This window comes from Vibrio sp. J1-1 (genome assembly GCF_021728395.1).
Lineage (GTDB): Bacteria > Pseudomonadota > Gammaproteobacteria > Enterobacterales > Vibrionaceae > Vibrio.
In genome coordinates, this window is sequence record NZ_JAKKCM010000016.1 from 68,937 (window position 1) to 87,580 (window position 18,644).

At 45.0% G+C, this 18,644-nt stretch carries 14 protein-coding genes; 6 read left to right on the forward strand and 8 right to left on the reverse strand.

Going from position 1 to position 18,644, the window contains the following annotated elements; genetic code table 11:
- Positions 1 to 2: 2 nt before the first annotated feature.
- Positions 3 to 1,151 (reverse strand): serine protease, encoded by a 1,149-nt coding sequence (locus L3V31_RS19680; protein ID WP_237318590.1) that lies wholly within the window; start codon positions 1,149 to 1,151, stop codon positions 3 to 5.
- Positions 1,152 to 1,467: 316 nt separating this feature from the next.
- Here L3V31_RS19680 and L3V31_RS19685 point away from each other — a divergent pair, with 316 nt between their 5' ends.
- Positions 1,468 to 1,926: a CBS domain-containing protein gene (locus tag L3V31_RS19685; RefSeq protein WP_346014869.1), complete on the forward strand. Its 459-nt coding sequence runs from the start codon at positions 1,468 to 1,470 to the stop codon at positions 1,924 to 1,926.
- 131 nt (positions 1,927 to 2,057) lie between these two features.
- Here L3V31_RS19685 and aceA read toward each other — a convergent pair whose 3' ends face one another.
- The 3 genes from aceA to L3V31_RS19700 all read right to left on the reverse strand — a co-directional run bounded on the left by aceA (position 2,058) and on the right by L3V31_RS19700 (position 6,640).
- Complete coding sequence (gene aceA / locus L3V31_RS19690) at positions 2,058 to 3,368, reverse strand: isocitrate lyase (RefSeq protein WP_237318594.1); 1,311 nt, start codon at positions 3,366 to 3,368, stop codon at positions 2,058 to 2,060.
- 131 nt (positions 3,369 to 3,499) lie between these two features.
- Positions 3,500 to 5,128, reverse strand: a complete 1,629-nt coding sequence (gene aceB, locus L3V31_RS19695; RefSeq protein WP_237318595.1) for a malate synthase A — start codon at positions 5,126 to 5,128, stop codon at positions 3,500 to 3,502.
- 606 nt (positions 5,129 to 5,734) lie between these two features.
- Entirely contained in the window at positions 5,735 to 6,640 is a 906-nt protein-coding gene (locus L3V31_RS19700; protein ID WP_237318597.1) for a hydrogen peroxide-inducible genes activator, read from the reverse strand.
- Between the two features lie 199 nt (positions 6,641 to 6,839).
- Here L3V31_RS19700 and L3V31_RS19705 point away from each other — a divergent pair, with 199 nt between their 5' ends.
- The 3 genes from L3V31_RS19705 to ppk2 all read left to right on the forward strand — a co-directional run bounded on the left by L3V31_RS19705 (position 6,840) and on the right by ppk2 (position 9,307).
- Positions 6,840 to 7,445 carry a peroxiredoxin C gene (locus tag L3V31_RS19705; RefSeq protein ID WP_176290948.1) on the forward strand — a complete coding sequence of 202 codons (606 nt, stop codon included), beginning with the start codon at positions 6,840 to 6,842 and terminating at the stop codon, positions 7,443 to 7,445.
- A gap of 272 nt (positions 7,446 to 7,717) precedes the next feature.
- Positions 7,718 to 8,461, forward strand: a complete 744-nt coding sequence (locus L3V31_RS19710) for a copper homeostasis protein CutC (RefSeq protein WP_237318599.1) — start codon at positions 7,718 to 7,720, stop codon at positions 8,459 to 8,461.
- 69 nt (positions 8,462 to 8,530) lie between these two features.
- Positions 8,531 to 9,307, forward strand: a complete 777-nt coding sequence (ppk2, locus tag L3V31_RS19715) for a polyphosphate kinase 2 (protein WP_237318601.1) — start codon at positions 8,531 to 8,533, stop codon at positions 9,305 to 9,307.
- Positions 9,308 to 9,368: 61 nt separating this feature from the next.
- On the opposite strand, the gene phoU is transcribed toward ppk2, so the two are convergent.
- The 4 genes from phoU to L3V31_RS19735 are packed head-to-tail and all read right to left on the reverse strand — an operon-like array spanning position 9,369 to position 14,832.
- On the reverse strand, positions 9,369 to 10,067 hold the full coding sequence (gene phoU, locus L3V31_RS19720; protein ID WP_014230913.1) for a phosphate signaling complex protein PhoU: 699 nt from the start codon (positions 10,065 to 10,067) through the stop codon (positions 9,369 to 9,371).
- Positions 10,068 to 10,099: 32 nt separating this feature from the next.
- Positions 10,100 to 10,918 carry a phosphate ABC transporter ATP-binding protein PstB gene (pstB, locus tag L3V31_RS19725; RefSeq protein WP_237318603.1) on the reverse strand — a complete coding sequence of 273 codons (819 nt, stop codon included), beginning with the start codon at positions 10,916 to 10,918 and terminating at the stop codon, positions 10,100 to 10,102.
- Positions 10,919 to 10,920: 2 nt separating this feature from the next.
- On the reverse strand, positions 10,921 to 12,594 hold the full coding sequence (gene pstA / locus L3V31_RS19730; RefSeq protein WP_237318605.1) for a phosphate ABC transporter permease PstA: 1,674 nt from the start codon (positions 12,592 to 12,594) through the stop codon (positions 10,921 to 10,923).
- Positions 12,595 to 12,624: 30 nt separating this feature from the next.
- Positions 12,625 to 14,832 carry an ABC transporter permease subunit gene (locus L3V31_RS19735; protein ID WP_237318608.1) on the reverse strand — a complete coding sequence of 736 codons (2,208 nt, stop codon included), beginning with the start codon at positions 14,830 to 14,832 and terminating at the stop codon, positions 12,625 to 12,627.
- Positions 14,833 to 15,042: 210 nt separating this feature from the next.
- Between L3V31_RS19735 and ppk1 the strand changes: the two genes are divergently transcribed.
- Both ppk1 and ppx read left to right on the forward strand, forming a co-directional pair.
- The gene (gene ppk1 / locus L3V31_RS19740; protein ID WP_237318610.1) at positions 15,043 to 17,133 is read left to right on the forward strand and encodes a polyphosphate kinase 1; all 2,091 of its coding nucleotides are present in this window, start codon (positions 15,043 to 15,045) and stop codon (positions 17,131 to 17,133) included.
- Positions 17,117 to 18,622 (forward strand): exopolyphosphatase, encoded by a 1,506-nt coding sequence (ppx, locus tag L3V31_RS19745; protein ID WP_237318611.1) that lies wholly within the window; start codon positions 17,117 to 17,119, stop codon positions 18,620 to 18,622. Before ppk1 ends, ppx begins: the two co-directional genes overlap by 17 nt.
- Positions 18,623 to 18,644 lie beyond the last annotated feature (22 nt).

An 18,644-nucleotide genomic window follows, 5' to 3' on the forward strand; every position in this document is an offset into this window, starting at 1 on the left:
CCTTAGGTGTTTTGTGCTCTACGCCATGCTAGCAATCCCAACAGGGATAAGAGACCAAGGTTTAGACTGCCACCACCGTCGCTCGTGTCTCTGAAGTTACAGTTGTTGGTTGCAATACCGTCGTGACACTCATCGGTATCACCGTCTTCGATGTCAGTAAGAAACTCAGGAGCAATAATGTAACTGCTTGGAGGGCCATCCCCCGTAATGTATGACTGCACCCAGTCATAATACTGACTGACTTTGGTATAGTAAATCGGAATGGTCAGGGAGCCACAATCGGGTGTAATTATGGGCCCACCACTTACGATACCAATCTGTTTACCGGTCGAGATATCAACCAGCGGTCCGCCGCTATCTCCGTTACAGGCGGAATTACCATACTGGGTACTGTCCTCCTCTTCTAAAACATCATTAATGGTTGGCAGGGTACAAATTTTTGTGGTGTTTGTAGGCGAGTTAATGGCGACAGGAAACATACTGCCACTTTCCAGACGTTCATAACATTTATCAATCGGCAAAAAAGCAATAGTGGTAGTCTTTAATGTCGTTGATGTTTCATCCGAAGTTGGCTTTGTTACTCCCCAGCCAAATACTTGAACATTGGCTGAGCGTTGATTGGTCTGATAGTTTTCATCCCAGTCAGAGGCAAGCCGAGCTTCAATATCGATCATTTCTTCTTTCGTTGCCAGATCAGCAGTACTGACATTAGTGACCGGACGATCGAGATAAAGTAACGCTATATCGCTATCCAGAGCGGTTTGAATTGGGGTAACGCTACCATCACTTTCTGGTTTTGCTTTAGCAAACGGAGTGTACTTGGGATGCACGACTACATGAGAAACAGAGTAATAATTATCGATACTGGTGTCGTTTAGATTATGGACCTTCGCGGTAACTGCGAGTTCTCCTGGTTGAGTGACATAGTAGCTCGCTTCGTTGGCTCCCTCCCCCATCACCACGCAGTGTGCGGCTGTCATTACCCACTGGTTGGTCAGCATTGTGCCACCGCAAATCGGAAACTCGGCCATATTACTGGCTCGAATAGACACACGATCTGCTGGGTTGGTTTCTTCTTCTCCTAGCACAATCGCCTGCGCTGATTGCACACTTAGCGCTATAGCCACTATCGCAAATAGTTTTTTGTACATAGTCGTCTTCAGTTTAGTAAGCCTGAGCTTATCTTCTTCGACAGGGCAAACAGGGAACATCAGACAAATACAAATGTGCGATTCAATTCATTGGATTACTTTTTAAGCACTTTCAATATCAGAGAGAAATGCAAACTCGGTCGCACAGAAGTCAACCAACCCAAAGTGACAAATTTATAGATACTCAGCCCATTGAATAGCCAAAATCTGATTTTATTTCATCGTTCTATTTTATTGATAAAAAACGGGGTGGCTCTCAGATATACGGAAAAATATTCTCTATATTTAAATAAGGACAATGCTGCTGGAGGTTTCTATGATCAAGGTTGAAGACATGATGACTCGCCACCCTCATACCCTGTCAAAAGCGCATACCTTGCGTGACGCAAAAGAGATGATGGAAGCGCTTGATATTCGACACATTCCGGTTATTGACGCCAATAAACATTTACAAGGCTTGGTGACTCAACGCGATATTCTTGCGGCTCAAGAATCTAGTTTACACCCAGATCAGGCTGAGCAATCTTTTACCATCGACACTCCTCTCGAAAAAATGATGCACACCAACATCATGACAGCAGAACCGCGCGCTGGTTTAAAAGAGAGTGCCATCTATATGCAAAAGCACAAAGTTGGCTGTTTACCTGTCGTTAATAAAGGGCAATTAGTCGGCATTATTACAGACAGTGATTTTGTGACCATTGCGATTAACTTGCTCGAACTCCAAGAAGAAGTCGAACCAGAAGAGATCGAGCCAGACGAAGAAACACAATAACACCTGCATTGTGTCTGAGTTGGCTGGAGCTGAGAGTCTATCCGTCTACAAAATAAAAAAGAGCGGCAATAATGCCGCTCAATATGCCACTACTGGCGTCGTTTTGGGAAATCGAAACTTTGCCTAACTAATTAGAATTGGTCTTCTTCAGTCGAACCCGTTAGTGCCGTAACCGATGAGTTACCACCTTGAATCGTATTGGTCATTCTGTCGAAGTAACCTGTACCTACTTCTTGCTGGTGAGCTACGAATGTGTAACCTTTTTCTGCAGCTTGGAACTCTGGGCGCTGTACTTTCTCAACGTAATGACGCATACCTTCACCTTGAGCATAAGCATGTGCCAGTTCAAACATGTTAAACCACATGTTATGGATACCCGCTAGAGTGATGAACTGGTACTTGTAGCCCATGTTTGCAAGCTCTTGCTGGAATTTAGCAATAGTCTCAGCATCCAGGTTTTTCTCCCAGTTGAACGATGGAGAACAGTTGTATGCAAGCAGCTGATCTGGGTACTCAGCGTGAATTGCTTCTGCAAACTTACGCGCTTCTTCAAGACACGGTGTTGCCGTTTCACACCAGATCAAATCTGCGTATGGTGCGTAAGCCAGACCACGAGAGATTGCCTGGTCGATACCAGCACGCACACGGTAGAAACCTTCAGCTGTACGCTCGCCGTCAATAAAGTCTTTATCATATGGGTCGCAATCAGATGTTAGAAGGTCAGCCGCGTTCGCATCAGTACGTGCGATAACCAGCGTTGTTGTACCCGCTACGTCTGCAGCCAGACGAGCTGCAACCAGTTTTTGTACCGCTTCTTGAGTCGGAACCAGTACTTTACCGCCCATGTGACCACACTTCTTAACTGAAGCAAGTTGGTCTTCGAAGTGAACGCCCGCCGCACCTGCTTCAATCATAGATTTCATCAGTTCGTAAGCGTTTAGTACGCCACCAAAGCCCGCTTCTGCATCCGCTACGATAGGTAGGAAGTAATCGATACCACCTTCATCTTCTGGAGACTTGCCGCCCGCCCACTGGATTTGGTCAGCACGGCGGAAAGAGTTATTGATACGCTTAACAACAGAAGGTACTGAGTCTACAGGGTATAGCGATTGGTCTGGGTACATTGTTGAGGCAGTATTGTTATCTGCAGCAACCTGCCAACCTGATAGGTAAATCGCTTCGATACCCGCTTTCGCTTGTTGTACCGCTTGGCCGCCAGTCAGCGCGCCCAGACAGTTAACGTAACCCTTTTTCGCGCTACCGTTGACCAGTGACCACAATTTGTCTGCACCACGCTGTGCAATTGTGTTTGCAGGAACCATAGAGCCACGAAGTTCCACAACTTCTTCAGCAGTGTAAGTACGCTTCACATTTTTCCAGCGTGGATTCGTTGCCCAGTCTTTTTCTAAAGCTTCAATTTGTTGGCGGCGAGTTAATGTCATTGGTCTATCCCTCTTTATAATTTGCACTTTTGGTATGTGCGTTGAGTTCCCGTTCTCAGGCAGTACATCCTTATCTGCCATCAAAGTTCTTCACGTTATTGGTTTTGTGTTGTTTTTTGGTATTCGTATTCTTAATCCAAGTAGTCATAACCTGGAATGGTCAAGAAGTTCGTTAGCTCATCGCTGGTTGTCAGCTTCGCCATAAGTTGCGCAGCCTCCTCAAAGCGACCGGCTTGATAACGCTCTTCTCCGATTTCTTGTTTCACGACTTCTACTTCTTCTTTCAAGTAGGATTCAAACAGTTCTTTTGTGACTTTTTGGCCGTTATCCAGCGACTTACCATGTTGAATCCATTGCCAGATCGAAGCGCGAGAAATCTCTGCGGTAGCAGCATCTTCCATTAGGCCGTAGATTGGCACACAACCGTTGCCAGAAATCCAAGCTTCGATGTATTGCAGCGCAACACGGATGTTATGACGCATACCTTGTTCTGTACGCTCACCTTCACACGGTTCAAGCAATTCTGTTGCGGTGATGGGTGCATCTTCAGAACGGCTAACTTCCAACTGGTTTGAACGATCTCCAAGAATATTGCTGAATACTTCCATTGCGGTATCCGCCAGACCAGGGTGCGCGACCCAAGTTCCGTCGTGACCATTGTTCGCTTCCAAAGACTTATCGTTGTGAATCTTATCCAGAACCTTCTGGTTTTCTTCTTGGTCTTTTGCAGGAATGAAAGCGGCCATGCCACCCATCGCAAATGCACCACGTTTATGACAAGTACGTACCAGTAGTCGTGAGTAAGCATTTAGAAATGGCTTATCCATGGTCACAACCTGACGGTCTGGTAATACGCGATCTGGGTGGTTTTTCAGTGTTTTGATGTAGCTAAAGATGTAATCCCAGCGACCACAGTTAAGACCTACGATATGCTCTTTAAGCGAGAACAAAATCTCGTCCATTTCGAACACAGCAGACAGTGTCTCGATAAGTACCGTTGCTTTGATCGTGCCAGTATCAAGACCAAAGTACTCTTCTGTGAAATGGAACACTTCACTCCACCACTTCGCTTCGTGGTGAGATTGTAGCTTCGGAATATAGAAGTAAGGACCGCTGCCTTTTTGCAGTAACGTTTTGTAGTTATTGTAGAAATACAGCGCGAAATCAAATAACGCCCCTGGAATGATCTGACCGTGCCACGTAACGTGTTTTTCTTTTAAATGAAGGCCGCGTACACGGCAGATCAACACCGCTGGGTCGTCTGCCAGCTGATAATGCTTACCGTTGCCAGGATTGGTGTAACTGATGGTACCATTGACCGCATCACGCAAGTTCACCTGACCATCCAATACCTTGGTCCAAGCAGGTGACATCGAGTCTTCGAAGTCCGCCATAAACACTTTTACATTCGCATTCAGAGCGTTAATCACCATTTTACGATCCGTTGGACCAGTGATTTCAACTCGGCGATCTTGCAGATCTTGTGGAATCCCCAAGATCTTCCAGCTTCCTTCGCGGATGTCTTGCGTTTCTGGCAAAAAGTCAGGTAGTTCACCAGCATCAATGCGCGCTTGTTTTTCTTCTCGAGCTTGCAGCAGTTGTTCTACACGTCCGGCATATTTTTCACAAAGCAGTGATAAGAAGGTTTGGGCCTCTGAAGGGAAAATTGCCTGATGTTCCGGAGCAAGTGCACCAGTAACCTCAAGCATGCCTTGGGTCTGCTTCGTTGGTTGTGTTTTTTGTTCTGTCTGAGCAAGCATAATCATTCATCCTTAACGTGCTTTATCAATCTTGGGCAGTCAGCGAAAAGCTACATTTGTAAGTTACGAACAACAAATTACATCCTGAATATTTGTGTTCATTTCTTGTGGCCCTGACTAGAGATTGCATAAAAAAGTGTGCTTTTGCAATCTAGACATAAGTCTTACCGGCCGTTAAATAAGCTATATCAACAAAGGGGTTAGAGGAACCCCCAAGGTAAATAAAAGTTGAAATTCGAAGTTTTATTCGGCGCGAAACAAACGGTTGATTTTCGATACCATTTTGTAAGTTATTACGTAATTAAATTACATGATTTTTTTGATGTAAATATCATTTAAAACAGGTGTATTAATAGATTGGTAGGGGGAAGACCCTTGTATTCACAAGGGGGAGAGCAAAGAATTCAAACAAAGACTAAACACTATGCATAAGCAGATGTGTAAAATTAACATTGTAAAATTTCACTATTTTATGAAATCTTCATCAAAGAAAAGCTGTAAAATTTTACAAGTTAAAGTTTACGAACAGAACAAAATGCTAAAAAGCACACCATTTACAGTGTGCTTTTGGAAGGATATCAGGACAGATTAGGCTAATACTAATAGCTAAAGCAGTTCAGAAACGACATCTGCAAGCTGGTTGAAGGTATTAGTACGTGACGAACTTGGACGCCAAACCAAACCAATTTCTCGATATGCTTGTGTGCCAGGTGGGTCGATAACCACTAAATTTTGGTTATGTAGCAGTCCGTGATCAATGGCCATCTGAGGAATAAAAGTCGTCCCTAAGCCATTGGCCACCATTTGTACCAAGGTATGCAAACTTGTTGCGGTAAATGGATTGATTTTTTCTTTGTCAGTTAACTTACAGGCAGAGACCGCGTGTTCCGTCAGACAGTGTTCTTTCTCTAGAAGAAATACCGATTCATCTGGCAGATCCGCATAACGAATAGGTACTGATACTGAAGACGCTTGGCTTGCACTGATCACCATTCGGAATGGGTCTTTGCCTACCACTCGGCTTTCCATTCCGTCAATTTCTACGGGGAGCGCCAGTATCAACACATCCAAATCTCCGTGCCTAAGAGCCTGCAATAGATTGTGTGTCGTGTCTTCTCTAAGCAACATATTGAGTTGTGGGAAACGATAATTAACTTCCTGAACCAGATCACTCAGCAAAAAAGGAGCAATGGTCGGGATGCAACCGACTTTTAGCTGCCCCTGCATCTCATCGCCTTGGCACATCCGGCCTAATTCAACTAAGTCCTGCCCTTTGGCTAGCAGTTCACGACCTTGCTTCACGACCATTTCACCCGTTTGAGTGAAAACCAACGGGCTTTTTTTGTCTTTCTTTTCATATAAAGGACAGCCAATCAACTCTTCTAGATTCTGGATGCCTTTACTTAGGGTTGACTGACTGACAAAACAACGTACTGCCGCATCGCTAAAATGACGTGTTTCATGTAGTGTCACCAGATAATATAGCTGCTTTAAACTAGGCCACTTATTCATAATTTTATTACTACCTACCACTACTTAAGTGATCAAGTTAAGAGTTTTGTGGTTATCGCTTTTTTCGATTAACTCAATCTATTTAATTCGCTTTTTTCAATACTACAATCTGTACTATAGTTTGTCTCGATTTAATACGGACCAAGACGGCATAACTTTATTCGTCTTGGAACAAACCATACTTTTTAGGAGCAAAAAAATGGTACTAGTAGGTCGTCAAGCCCCTGATTTTACTGCTGCAGCTGTTCTAGGTAACGGTGAGATCGTTGATAACTTCAACTTTGCAGAATTCACTAAAGGTAAGAAAGCCGTTGTGTTCTTCTACCCACTAGATTTCACTTTCGTTTGCCCATCTGAGCTAATCGCATTCGACAACCGTCTAGCTGATTTCCAAGCTAAAGGCGTTGAAGTAATCGGCGTTTCTATCGATTCTCAGTTCTCTCACAACGCATGGCGTAACACTGCTATCGCAGATGGCGGTATCGGTCAAGTTAAGTACCCTCTAGTTGCTGACGTTAAGCACGAAATCTGTAAAGCTTACGATGTTGAGCACCCAGAAGCAGGCGTTGCTTTCCGTGGTTCTTTCCTAATCGACGAAGAAGGCCTTGTACGTCACCAAGTTGTTAACGACCTACCACTAGGACGTAACATCGACGAAATGCTACGTATGGTTGACGCGCTTAACTTCCACCAGAAGCACGGCGAAGTATGTCCTGCACAATGGGAAGAAGGCAAAGCAGGTATGGATGCATCTCCACAAGGTGTTGCAGCATTCCTATCTGAGAACGCAGCTGACCTAGCGTAATAAACTAGACCTCACCCAAGCTCAACGGGTGAATTGGTTGGATGTATATATAAAGCAAAAGCTGTAGCGGAATAACCGCAAACGCCAATCAGTCTAAGTAAAGTCTCAATAAAGCCCAGGGCATCTGCTCTGGGCTTTCTTTTTTCACTCTAAAACCACAAACGAGGTAATGCCCTGGTGCTAAGTTTACCTCTATTTCCCGAGGCTCCTTTACAGATTCTCGCTCTTGTCCTTGTTACTATTTATCGAGAATATGCTTTCGGGACAACCACATGATTACTCAATTAGAAGTCTGCATCGACAACATTGAATCTCTTCACCATGCCATTTCTGGTGGTGCGACACGTATTGAACTTTGCTCCTCACTTGTATTAGGAGGACTAACTCCGAGTTATGGTTTTATGCAGCAAGCCGCAAGACTTTCCACTGTTCCCGTCTACGCCATGATTCGTCCGCGTCAGGGAGATTTCCTCTATAACCAACAAGAAATCGAAATGATGCGTTGGGATATTGAAGCGGCATACCAAGCGGGCTTAAACGGGGTGGTTCTCGGCGTACTTACTCAAGACGGTGATATTCATATGCAGCATGCGACAACTTTGTGTGAATTTGCTCTGACACTCGGATTAGGCGTTACATTCCACCGCGCTTTTGATCAGTGCCGTCACGCAGAGCAAGCCTTAGAAGATGTCATAAGCTTAGGTTGTGAGCGTGTACTGACATCAGGGCTGGCACCATCAGCTCCTGTGGGCAGCGAAGTAATTAAATCACTCGTAGAACAAGCGAATGGACGCATTCATATCATGGCAGGAGCTGGCATTAATGCTGATAACGTACGCGCCTTAGTAGAGAAAACGCATGTGCAAGAAGTGCACCTGTCAGGCAAGGGCACTCGCGCAAGTGAGATGAACTTTATCGCCAATCAGAGCAAGATGGGGGCATCCGATGTCGATGACTTTGCGATTCCTATCACTAGCACAACAGCCATTGCCAACGTGGTCTCAGCTCTCAAATAAAAGTCTAGATACTCCGCCCCCCGAATTTGAATGCTAACATATTGATAATCAAGGATTGAGGAATGATATATGTCTAAGCTCAAAAACAAGGAATATGAGAAAGAGCTCAAAAAGCTGCAAATAGAACTGGTGAAGCTCCAAGAATGGGTCAAACACAAAGGATTAAAAGTGGTTGTGCTGTTCGAAGGTAGAGATGCCGCGGGAAAAGGTGGGGTCATCAAGCGAATTACAGAGAAGCTCAACCCGCGTGTATGTCGCGTCGTCGCCCTACCCGCACCGACAGAGAAAGAAAAGACTCAGTGGTATTTTCAACGTTATGTCACGCATTTGCCTTCAGCTGGAGAGATCGTCTTATTTGACCGCAGTTGGTATAACCGCGCTGGCGTTGAAAAGGTCATGGGCTTTTGCACTGCGGATGAATACGAAGAATTCCTGCGTTCTTGTCCTGAATTTGAGCGTATGCTGCAGCGCTCAGGCATCATCTTGATCAAATACTGGTTCTCCGTCTCAGATGAAGAGCAGGAGAAGCGATTCCTTGGCCGCATTAATACACCGATAAAACGCTGGAAGTTCAGTCCTATGGATCTAGAATCCCGACACCGCTGGGCCGAATACTCAGAAGCGAAAGATAAGATGTTTGCCTATACCGACACCAAAAACTGTCCTTGGTGGGTTGTGCCTTCTGATTCTAAAAAGAAAGCTCGGCTAAATTGCATCAGCCATCTTTTGAGTCAGATTGATTACAAATCACTTGAATATCCACCCGTTGAGCTTCCTGAGCTCAACAAAGAAGGTTACGTCAGAGCGCCAATCGACGATCAGACCTTTGTGCCAGATAAGTATTAGTCTTTCAGTTAAGATAAAAAAGACCAGCTCTATGCTGGTCTTTTTGTTGATTCGATTTCATTTACTTCAACACATCATCAATACTCTGATCACCAAGGTGTCGCACATCTTTACCTTTCACAAAGTAAATGATGTATTCACAGATGTTCTGACAGCGGTCTCCCACTCGCTCAATGGCACGTGCCGACCACATCACTTGAAGAATATGTGGGATATTTTTTGGGTCTTCCATCATATAAGTCATTAACTGACGGATGACCGCTTCATATTCCGCGTCGAGTTTATCATCCTGCTTGTGTACTTCGGCAGCGGCTTCCACATCCATACGCGCAAATGCATCAAGTACCTGATGCAGCATTTGAATCGCCTGACGGCAAAGTGGCTCTAACGACACCTGGAATTGACGTTCTTTAGACGAAGGGCTTTCTATTGCGACATAAGCAATGCGCGTAGCCACATCCCCAATTCTCTCTAAATCGGTGATCGTTTTGATGATGGCCATGATTAAGCGCAGGTCTTTCGCTGTCGGCTGACGTTTGGCGATAATACGAGTACACGCATCATCGATAGACACTTCCATCGCATTCACTTTGTGGTCATCACGCACAACCTTTCGCGCAAGCTCGATATCTTCTTTATTTAAGGCTTGAATAGCATACGACAACTGCTGTTCAACCAAGCCACCCATAGTTAAAACATGAGTACGAATCGATTCTAGCTCTACGTTAAATTGTCCTGAAATATGACGTCCAAAGTGCATAATTGTCCTTCTGTTTAATCTTGCCGCAGGCCTTAGCCGTAACGACCGGTGATGTAATCTTCAGTCTGAGTCTTGACCGGTGACGTGAAGATTGAGTCGGCATCGGAATACTCTATTAGCTTACCCATGTGAATGAATGCCGTATGGTCGCTAACTCGCGCCGCTTGCTGCATGTTGTGGGTAACAATAACCACAGTATATTGAGTTTTTAGCTCATTGATAAGCTCCTCAATAGTCAAAGTGGAGATTGGATCAAGTGCTGAGGTAGGTTCATCAAGTAAAAGAACTTCTGGTTCAATCGCGATCGCACGAGCGATGACCAAACGTTGCTGCTGACCGCCTGACAAACCAAATGCGTTCTCATGCAAACGGTCTTTCACTTCATCCCACAATGCCGCTGATCGCAATGAACGTTCAACCGCGTCGTCCAAAGAGCGGCTATTCTTCACCCCTTGTAAGCGAAGTCCATAAACCACATTTTCGTAGATCGATTTAGGGAATGGATTTGGTCGCTGAAATACCATACCAACACGGCGTCTGAGCGTTGCTACATCAACATTGGGATGATAGACGTTCTTGCCATGCAGACGTACTTCTCCAGTGACCTTACAACCTTCGACTAAATCGTTCATGCGGTTAATACAACGCAACAGGGTCGATTTACCGCAGCCTGATGGGCCAATAAATGCCGTTACTCGTCCCTTAGGAATTCGCATCGAAATGTTATGTAACGCCTGAGTCTGCCCGTAGAAAAGATTAAGGTTCTCAATTGAGATGGCCGTTTGTTCATCCGTCAGGTTATCAACGTCTAATGGAGGCTCATAACCCAATGTATTATCAAAATTAAACATACTTAATCTTGTCCTAACGTTCTGTATTTTTCGCGCAAGTCATTACGAATACTGATTGCTGTTAAGTTTAGTCCGACAATCACAGTAATGAGCAGGAAAGAGGTGGCGTACACCAGCGGACGCGCAGCTTCAATATTGGAGGTCTGGAAGCCGACATCATAAATGTGGAAGCCCAAATGCATGAACTTTCTGTCTAAGTGTACGTATGGAAACTGCCCATCAACGGGTAAGCTCGACGCTAACTTCACGACACCCACCAGCATCAGTGGTGCCACCTCACCCGCTGCCCGAGCGATTGCCAGTATTAGTCCGGTAATAATCGCTGGCGTCGCCATCGGTAAAATCACACGCCAAAGCGTTTCAAATTGGGTTGCCCCAAGCGCTAATGAGCCATGACGAACTGAGTTTGGAATCCGAGTTAGTCCTTCTTCTGTCGTCACGATCACGACAGGAAGCGTTAACACGGCTAAGGTCAACGCGGACCATAACAAACCCGGAGTACCGAATGTCGGTGCTGGTAACTTCTCACTATAGAACAGGTTATCGATCGAACCACCAATGGTGTAGACGAAAAAACCTAAACCAAAGACACCATAAACAATCGACGGAACACCTGCCAGGTTAATAACCGCAATCCGAATCACTCGTGTCAGTGCGTTGTTCTTGGCGTATTCATGCAGGTAGATCGCAGCAATAACGCCCAACGGCATTACAATGATCGACATAATGAGGACTAAAAATACCGTGCCAAAAATGGCAGGGAAAACGCCGCCTTCCGAATTAGACTCGCGCGGATCGTCCGATAAAAACTTCCAGACCTGTTTACCCCAGTGCGCTACTTTTCCTGGCAGTGACATTTGATTTGGGTACCAGTAATCCAAGATATCTTCGAGTGGAATCGAGACCTGTTCACCTGTCATATCTTCGACAATCAAAGCGTAGCCTAATAACTGTAAACGAAGGCCTTCAAGCTGTAAGTCCAGACTCGCCAGCTCTTGCTCAATTTGTTCTTTTCGCTTCTGGTTATCCGCTAAAAACGCATCTGTAATGGTGTTGTTGAGCTCATGTTTACGCTTATCCAGTCGTAATTGCTCCAACTGCCAGCCGAGATCCTGTAGTTGATTGACCACCAGCGAATCAATCTCATGGCGCAGTGTCTCCGCGTCATCTATCTTTTCGTCAAGTATCACCCTAATATCTTTGTCATACCGCTTGCCCCCATCCTGGAATGCGAGCATCTTGCCAAAGAAATCCCCCCCGCTGCTGCGCTCAATAACAGCTAACTCTTCAGGTGTAGTTGGTTCCTCCAACTGCATTTGTAAAACTGAGATGAAATCCGCTGGATAAAGTTCTCGGTTGGCAATTTTAATACTCAGACGAGTAGCAAAATCCTCATCTTCGTCGAGTTTCTGCGCAGCTTCTTTTGGTAAGTAACTCTTAGGAACAAAGCTCCGCTCGTAAACCTGACCGATCAGTTTACTGTTTTCTTGCAGTACTTCGCCTTGCACAGGTGTCAGCGCCGCTACATTCCATTGATACAAAGGTGCAGGCCAGAAAAAGGTTAGCCCTTTCCAGCCTATAAGCAAAAGCAAACCTAAAACGGAGAGCAAACAGATACTCACCGCTCCACCCGTTAGCCATATCCAAGGTGCGCCAGAACGAATCCAATTTAACACGTGATTACTCGCTCTTTACTCAAGTTACTATTACAACGCACGGTACTTATCTCTCAACCTTTGGCGTACAAATTCGGCAAGCGCATTCACCGCAAAAGTAAATAAAAACAATATTAATGCGGCAAGGAACAGTAATCGGAAATGCGTACTCCCTACTTCGGACTCTGGTAACTCAACCGCTATCGTTGCCGATAGACTGCGCATGCCCTCTAAGATATTCCAATCCATAATCGGTGTGTTACCCGTTGCCATTAGCACGATCATCGTTTCACCTACAGCGCGCCCCAATCCCATCATAATGGCTGAGAAAATACCGGGACTCGCTGTCAGCAGTACAACGTAAATTAAGGTCTGCCATGGTGTCGCTCCCAAAGCTAAAGATCCATCCGACAAGTGCTTTGGCACCGAGAAAATCGCATCCTCAGCAATAGTGAAAATCGTTGGTATTACAGCGAACCCCATCGCAAGTCCTACAACCAATGCATTGCGCTGATCAAAACCAATACCATGTTCAGTCAAGAACAAGCGAATATCACCACCGAAAAAACTCTGTTCGATAGTAGGGGATAGCCATACCCCCAATGCAATAAGCAGTAACAGTACAGGCATCAGTACCAGAGCATGCAAACCATTTGGCAGCCTATTGAGTAACGACTGCGGAAGTAGCGCCCAAAGCCCCCCCATGAGCATAGTACTCAGCGGTAATATAAAGAGCATCACCACTACCGTAATCAAATGATCTTCGACAATTGGGGCAAACCAAAGTCCGGCAAGGAAACCAATGATCACGGTCGGTAGAGCTTCCATTAGTTCTATCGAAGGCTTAACCACTCTTCGCATGCGCGGTGACATAAAATAAGCGGTATAAATTGCCCCTAATACCGCCAGCGGTACTGAGAACAACATGGCAAACATCGCTGCTTTAATTGTACCAAACGCGATAGGCACTAAACTGAACTTAGCTTCAAAATCATCACTTGCCGAGGTCGATTGCCAGACAAATTCCGGTTCGGGATACCCTTCATACCAGACCTCCTGCCATAGAGAGGAGAGCGACACTTCCGGATATGGGTTGTCCACTACGGCAATATTAAGCTCGTCATCTTGCCAAGTAATTAAGTAACGCTCATTACTCGACATCGCCGCTAAAGCGGGTGCTTGCTGATAGGCGCGCTTAAATAAAACCAATTTTTCACTGGTGGTGTAATGGCTTTGCACGGTGCCATTGGTGTAAAAGCTATAGAAGCCTTTACGGTGAGAGTCTGGTAACAAGTACTTGAGCTCTGACGCCAATTTAAAACTACGGATGTAAGTTAGGGTTCGCTTGTCATCCTGAAGCGTATCGAACCATTGAGAAACCGTGCCATCATTATGGGTGACGAGCAGAGAATACGCGCCAGACAATAAATCAATATTGCGCACCGAATGCTTGCTATCACCCTGTGTCAGATCAATGACCTCACGTACTACAAAGGTGAACTTATCTTTCTTCAAAATGATCAGTTCTGAACCATCTCGCAGATACAACGTCTCTCCACCCGGCGTTAGCAAGATTTGATCGGGAGAGTTAAAACCAGCAGAAAAGGTAAAGTCAATCGTACTTGGCTCGTCACCCAACAAAGAAGATGAGAACTGCCAACGAGCGTGAACCTGGCCACTTTGAGTTTGCCAAACCATCGTTGGCGATTGTTCGGAAGCACTGAAAGCAAACTGAACCACTGGATCGGACGCATCGGTAAGGGCCAGATCCATACTAGTGTGGAACGTAATGATCTCTGGTGGACGTGCATTATCTTTTCGCGTTGCATTAAACTCAGGCTTAAAAATATGCGCTTGCCCTTCCCCATCAACTAGACCGTACCATCCCCGGCCCGGTGCTGATTGAGAAAAAGAATTAGGGTGAGTAACGAGTTTTTGTGAGTACACTGGAGACGATGAAGTCTCATCCATCGAGAGGAATTGAGCCACACCATCATCGGTAAGAACAAAAGCCAACTGAGCATAATCGTCAACAGAAATCGCTAACGGCTTACCTACCTGAACGCCTCTAGAGGCTTGATTCGTCTCCATTTTCGCATCCGAAAACAGAGGAATAATAACCATAGCGAGATAAACAAAAATCAAAATCAGCGCAGCCAGTACGCCCACACCACCCGTAGTCACTGCAAGCCTGACCAATCGATCTTTAATCAGTCGCTTCTTATCTTTTTCCTGCAATGAAAATTCGGCTTGTGCCATTTATCTCTCTACCTTTTTTTACTCACTACCAGAATATGTCTTTTAGATGACAATTATATTACAGATCACATTAACCGACTGAAAAGAAAACAACTCTGGAACCCAATAAACACTCTGAAATAAAACTGCAACAAAAATCTCATAATGTTCTCACTCAACTATATTTTCCATGATGAATATGCAAATTTCACCTTTTGGCTAGGTAAGATAATGAGCACTGAAAAACTATATGTAGAAAAAGAGCTTAGTTGGTTGTCTTTTAATGAACGAGTATTGCAAGAAGCCGCAGATAAAACCGTTCCATTGATCGAGAGAATTCGATTTCTGGGGATCTTTTCCAACAACCTTGATGAATTCTATAAAGTACGTTTTGCAGACGTAAAACGCAGAATCCTAATCAATCAAGAGCGGGGAGGAAATGACAGCTCCAAACGCCTACTGTCAAGGATGCAAGCGAAAGCGTTCAAGCTTAACGAAAAATTCGATGAACTATACAGTGAATTAATACGAGAAATGGCTCGACGTCGCATTTTCTTGGTGAATGAGCAACAACTAGATGAAGTACAACAAAAGTGGATAACCAAATACTTCCGCAACGAAGTTATGGCACATATTACACCGCTACTGATGAAAGACGAAATCGACGTCCTTCAATTCCTCAAAGACGAATACGCTTATATCGCAGTAGAGTTACGCAAAGAGCAACACTCGCAGTACGCGCTGATCGAAATTCCAACCGACCACTTACCTCGTTTCGTGATGGTTCCTGAGCAAAAAGGCAAGCGCCGTAAGACTATCATTTTACTCGATAACATTATTCGCTACTGCTTAGACGAGCTGTTTAAGGGCTTCTTCGACTATGACGAGTTAAGTGGTTATGCCATGAAGATGACACGAGACGCGGAATATGACTTACGTAATGAGATCGAATACAGCTTGCTGGAACAGATGTCAGAAGGTGTAAACCAGCGCCTAACCGCTATGCCTGTACGCTTTGTCTATGAGCGGGAAATGCCCCAGAATATGCTCGACTTTTTGTGTAGTAAGATGAAAATTTCGAGCTACGACAACCTTATTCCCGGCAGTCGCTACCAGAACTTCAAAGACTTTATATCCTTCCCTAACGTTGGTCGTGACTACTTAGAAAACAAGCCTATGCCGCCAATGAAGTGTGCTGATTTCGAAGGTTATCCCAACAGTTTCGAGGCAATTAAAGCCAAGGATATTCTGCTTTACTACCCTTATCATACTTTTGACCACATCACGGAACTGGTTCGTCAGGCCTCATTTGATCCGAAAGTCATTGGTATAAAAATCAATGTGTATCGTGTCGCCAAAGATTCACGATTAATGAATTCATTGATTGACGCCGTTCACAACGGAAAGAACGTTACTGTTGTCGTTGAATTACAAGCTCGATTTGACGAAGAAGCGAATATTGAATGGTCTAAAGTACTGACAGAAGCTGGCGTGCACGTTATTTTTGGTGCTCCAGGTCTGAAGATTCACTCCAAGTTGCTGCTCATCAGCCGTCGTGAAGATGACGACATTGTTCGCTATGCTCATATTGGTACGGGTAACTTCCACGAAAAAACGGCGCGAATTTATACCGACTTCGCTCTACTTACCGCAGATCAAGAACTCACTACAGAAGTTCGCAATGTATTCGGCTATATCGAGAATCCTTACCGCCCGGTAAAATTCAATCACCTGATGGTATCTCCTCGAAATTCCCGTTCACAAATCTATCGCCTCATTGATGGCGAAATCGCCAGCGCAAAAGCAGGGAAGAAAGCCAGCCTGACGATCAAGATTAACAACTTGGTCGACAAAGGCATCGTCACCAGACTTTACGCGGCAAGTAATGCGGGCGTAAAAGTGAACATGATCATTCGAGGCATGTGTTCTCTTGTGCCGGGCCTCGAAGGAGTAAGTGAGAATATCCGTATCATCAGTATCGTGGACCGCTTTTTGGAACACCCAAGGGTGATCATCGCCCACAATGACGGCGATCCTCAGGTTTACATCTCGTCGGCAGACTGGATGACTCGTAACATCGATCACCGCATCGAGGTCACGACTCCTATACGCGATCCTCGTTTGAAACAGAGAATTATTGATATAATCAGCATTCACTTTACCGATACCGTAAAGGCACGCTTGATAGATAAAGAGATGAGCAATAGCTACGTACCTCGCGGTAACCGCAAAAAAGTTCGCTCACAAGTTGCCATCTATGACTATCTTAAAAATATAGAAAAGCAAACCAGAAGACAAAGGCCAAATGTCTCAGATACTTGAACTAGATGAACGTTATATTGCCGCGATTGATCTCGGCTCCAACAGCTTTCACATGGTGGTGGCAAAAGTTGTCGGTAATGACCTGCAATTAATCAGCCGTCATAAACAACGAGTTCGTATGGCTTCAGGCCTGGATAGTGAACTGAACTTAAGTCATGCATCGATGGAGCGCGCTCTTGAGTGCCTGGCTATGTTTTCCGAACGCCTGCAAGGCTTTGACGAGTCTAACGTGCGCATTGCCGCGACGCACACGCTTAGAAGAGCCAAAAACGCGCACTTGTTTATTAACCGTGCCAGAGAAGTAATGCCTTTCCCGATTGAAATCATCCCGGGTGAAGAAGAAGCACGCCTGATTTATTTAGGCGTGGCACATACTCAGGTAGAGTCAAATTCTAAACTCGTTATTGATATCGGCGGCGGCAGTACCGAGATGATCATCGGTCAGGGGTTTGAACCAGAGCTTCTTAACAGCAAACAAATGGGCTGCGTAAGCTTTACCGAACAGTTTTTCAAAAATGGCAAGCTATCTGGGAAAAACTTTACCAAAGCCATGCTGGCCGCTGAGCAAAAGCTGGAATCTATCGCGAGTAAGTATCGTAAAAAAGGTTGGGACATTGCGCTCGGTTCATCAGGTACGATTAAAGCCATTCAAGAAGTATTAATCGGACTGGGCTATGAAGATGGCCTAATTACGTTAAAACGTCTCAATAAGCTTATTGAGGCTTTATGTGCTTTTGACTCCATTGACGATATTGAACTCAGTGGGTTAACCGACGAGCGTAAGCCAGTCTTTGCAGCCGGTGTCGCGATTCTTACCGCGATTTTCCAGGCATTAAAAATAGAACAGATGTTCTTTTCCGATGGCGCACTCAGAGAAGGCTTGTTGTATGAAATGGAAGAACGCTTTGCACGTTCTGACATTCGCATGCGCACCACTGAAAACTTAGCTCAGAAACATCGTGTCGATCTTGAACACGCAGCTCGTGTTAAAGGCCACGCCAGAGAAATGTTAGAACACGTTCATTCCGAACTGGGTATTAAGAAGAAAAGCGATCTGTTTGACTTATTAGAGTGGGCTGCACTGTTACATGAAGTTGGCCTAAGCATTAACTTACGCAGTTTTCATCGCCACTCATTCTATATTCTCTTGCACTCTACGCTGCAGGGCTTTAACCGAGAGCAGCAACTGGTGTTAGCAACGCTGGCTCGCTTTCAGCGCAAAGCTTTAAAGCTCAATGAATTGCCAGAGTTTAACCTTTACAAACAAAGTGATGTGCTTAGCTTGATTAAAATTCTGCGGATTTCGATCGTACTAAATGGCCAACGCAACGACGAGCCACTACCCGACATCACTTTGTCGATCAAAGATGATGTTTGGACGTTAACCTGTAAGGATGAAGAGTGGTTGGAGAACAATAAGTTGCTTCATGCAGACTTACAGGAAGAACAGCTGCGTTGGGAAAACGCGAAGTGGGTACTCACCTTCTAAAATAAGGTAAAGATCATCATGA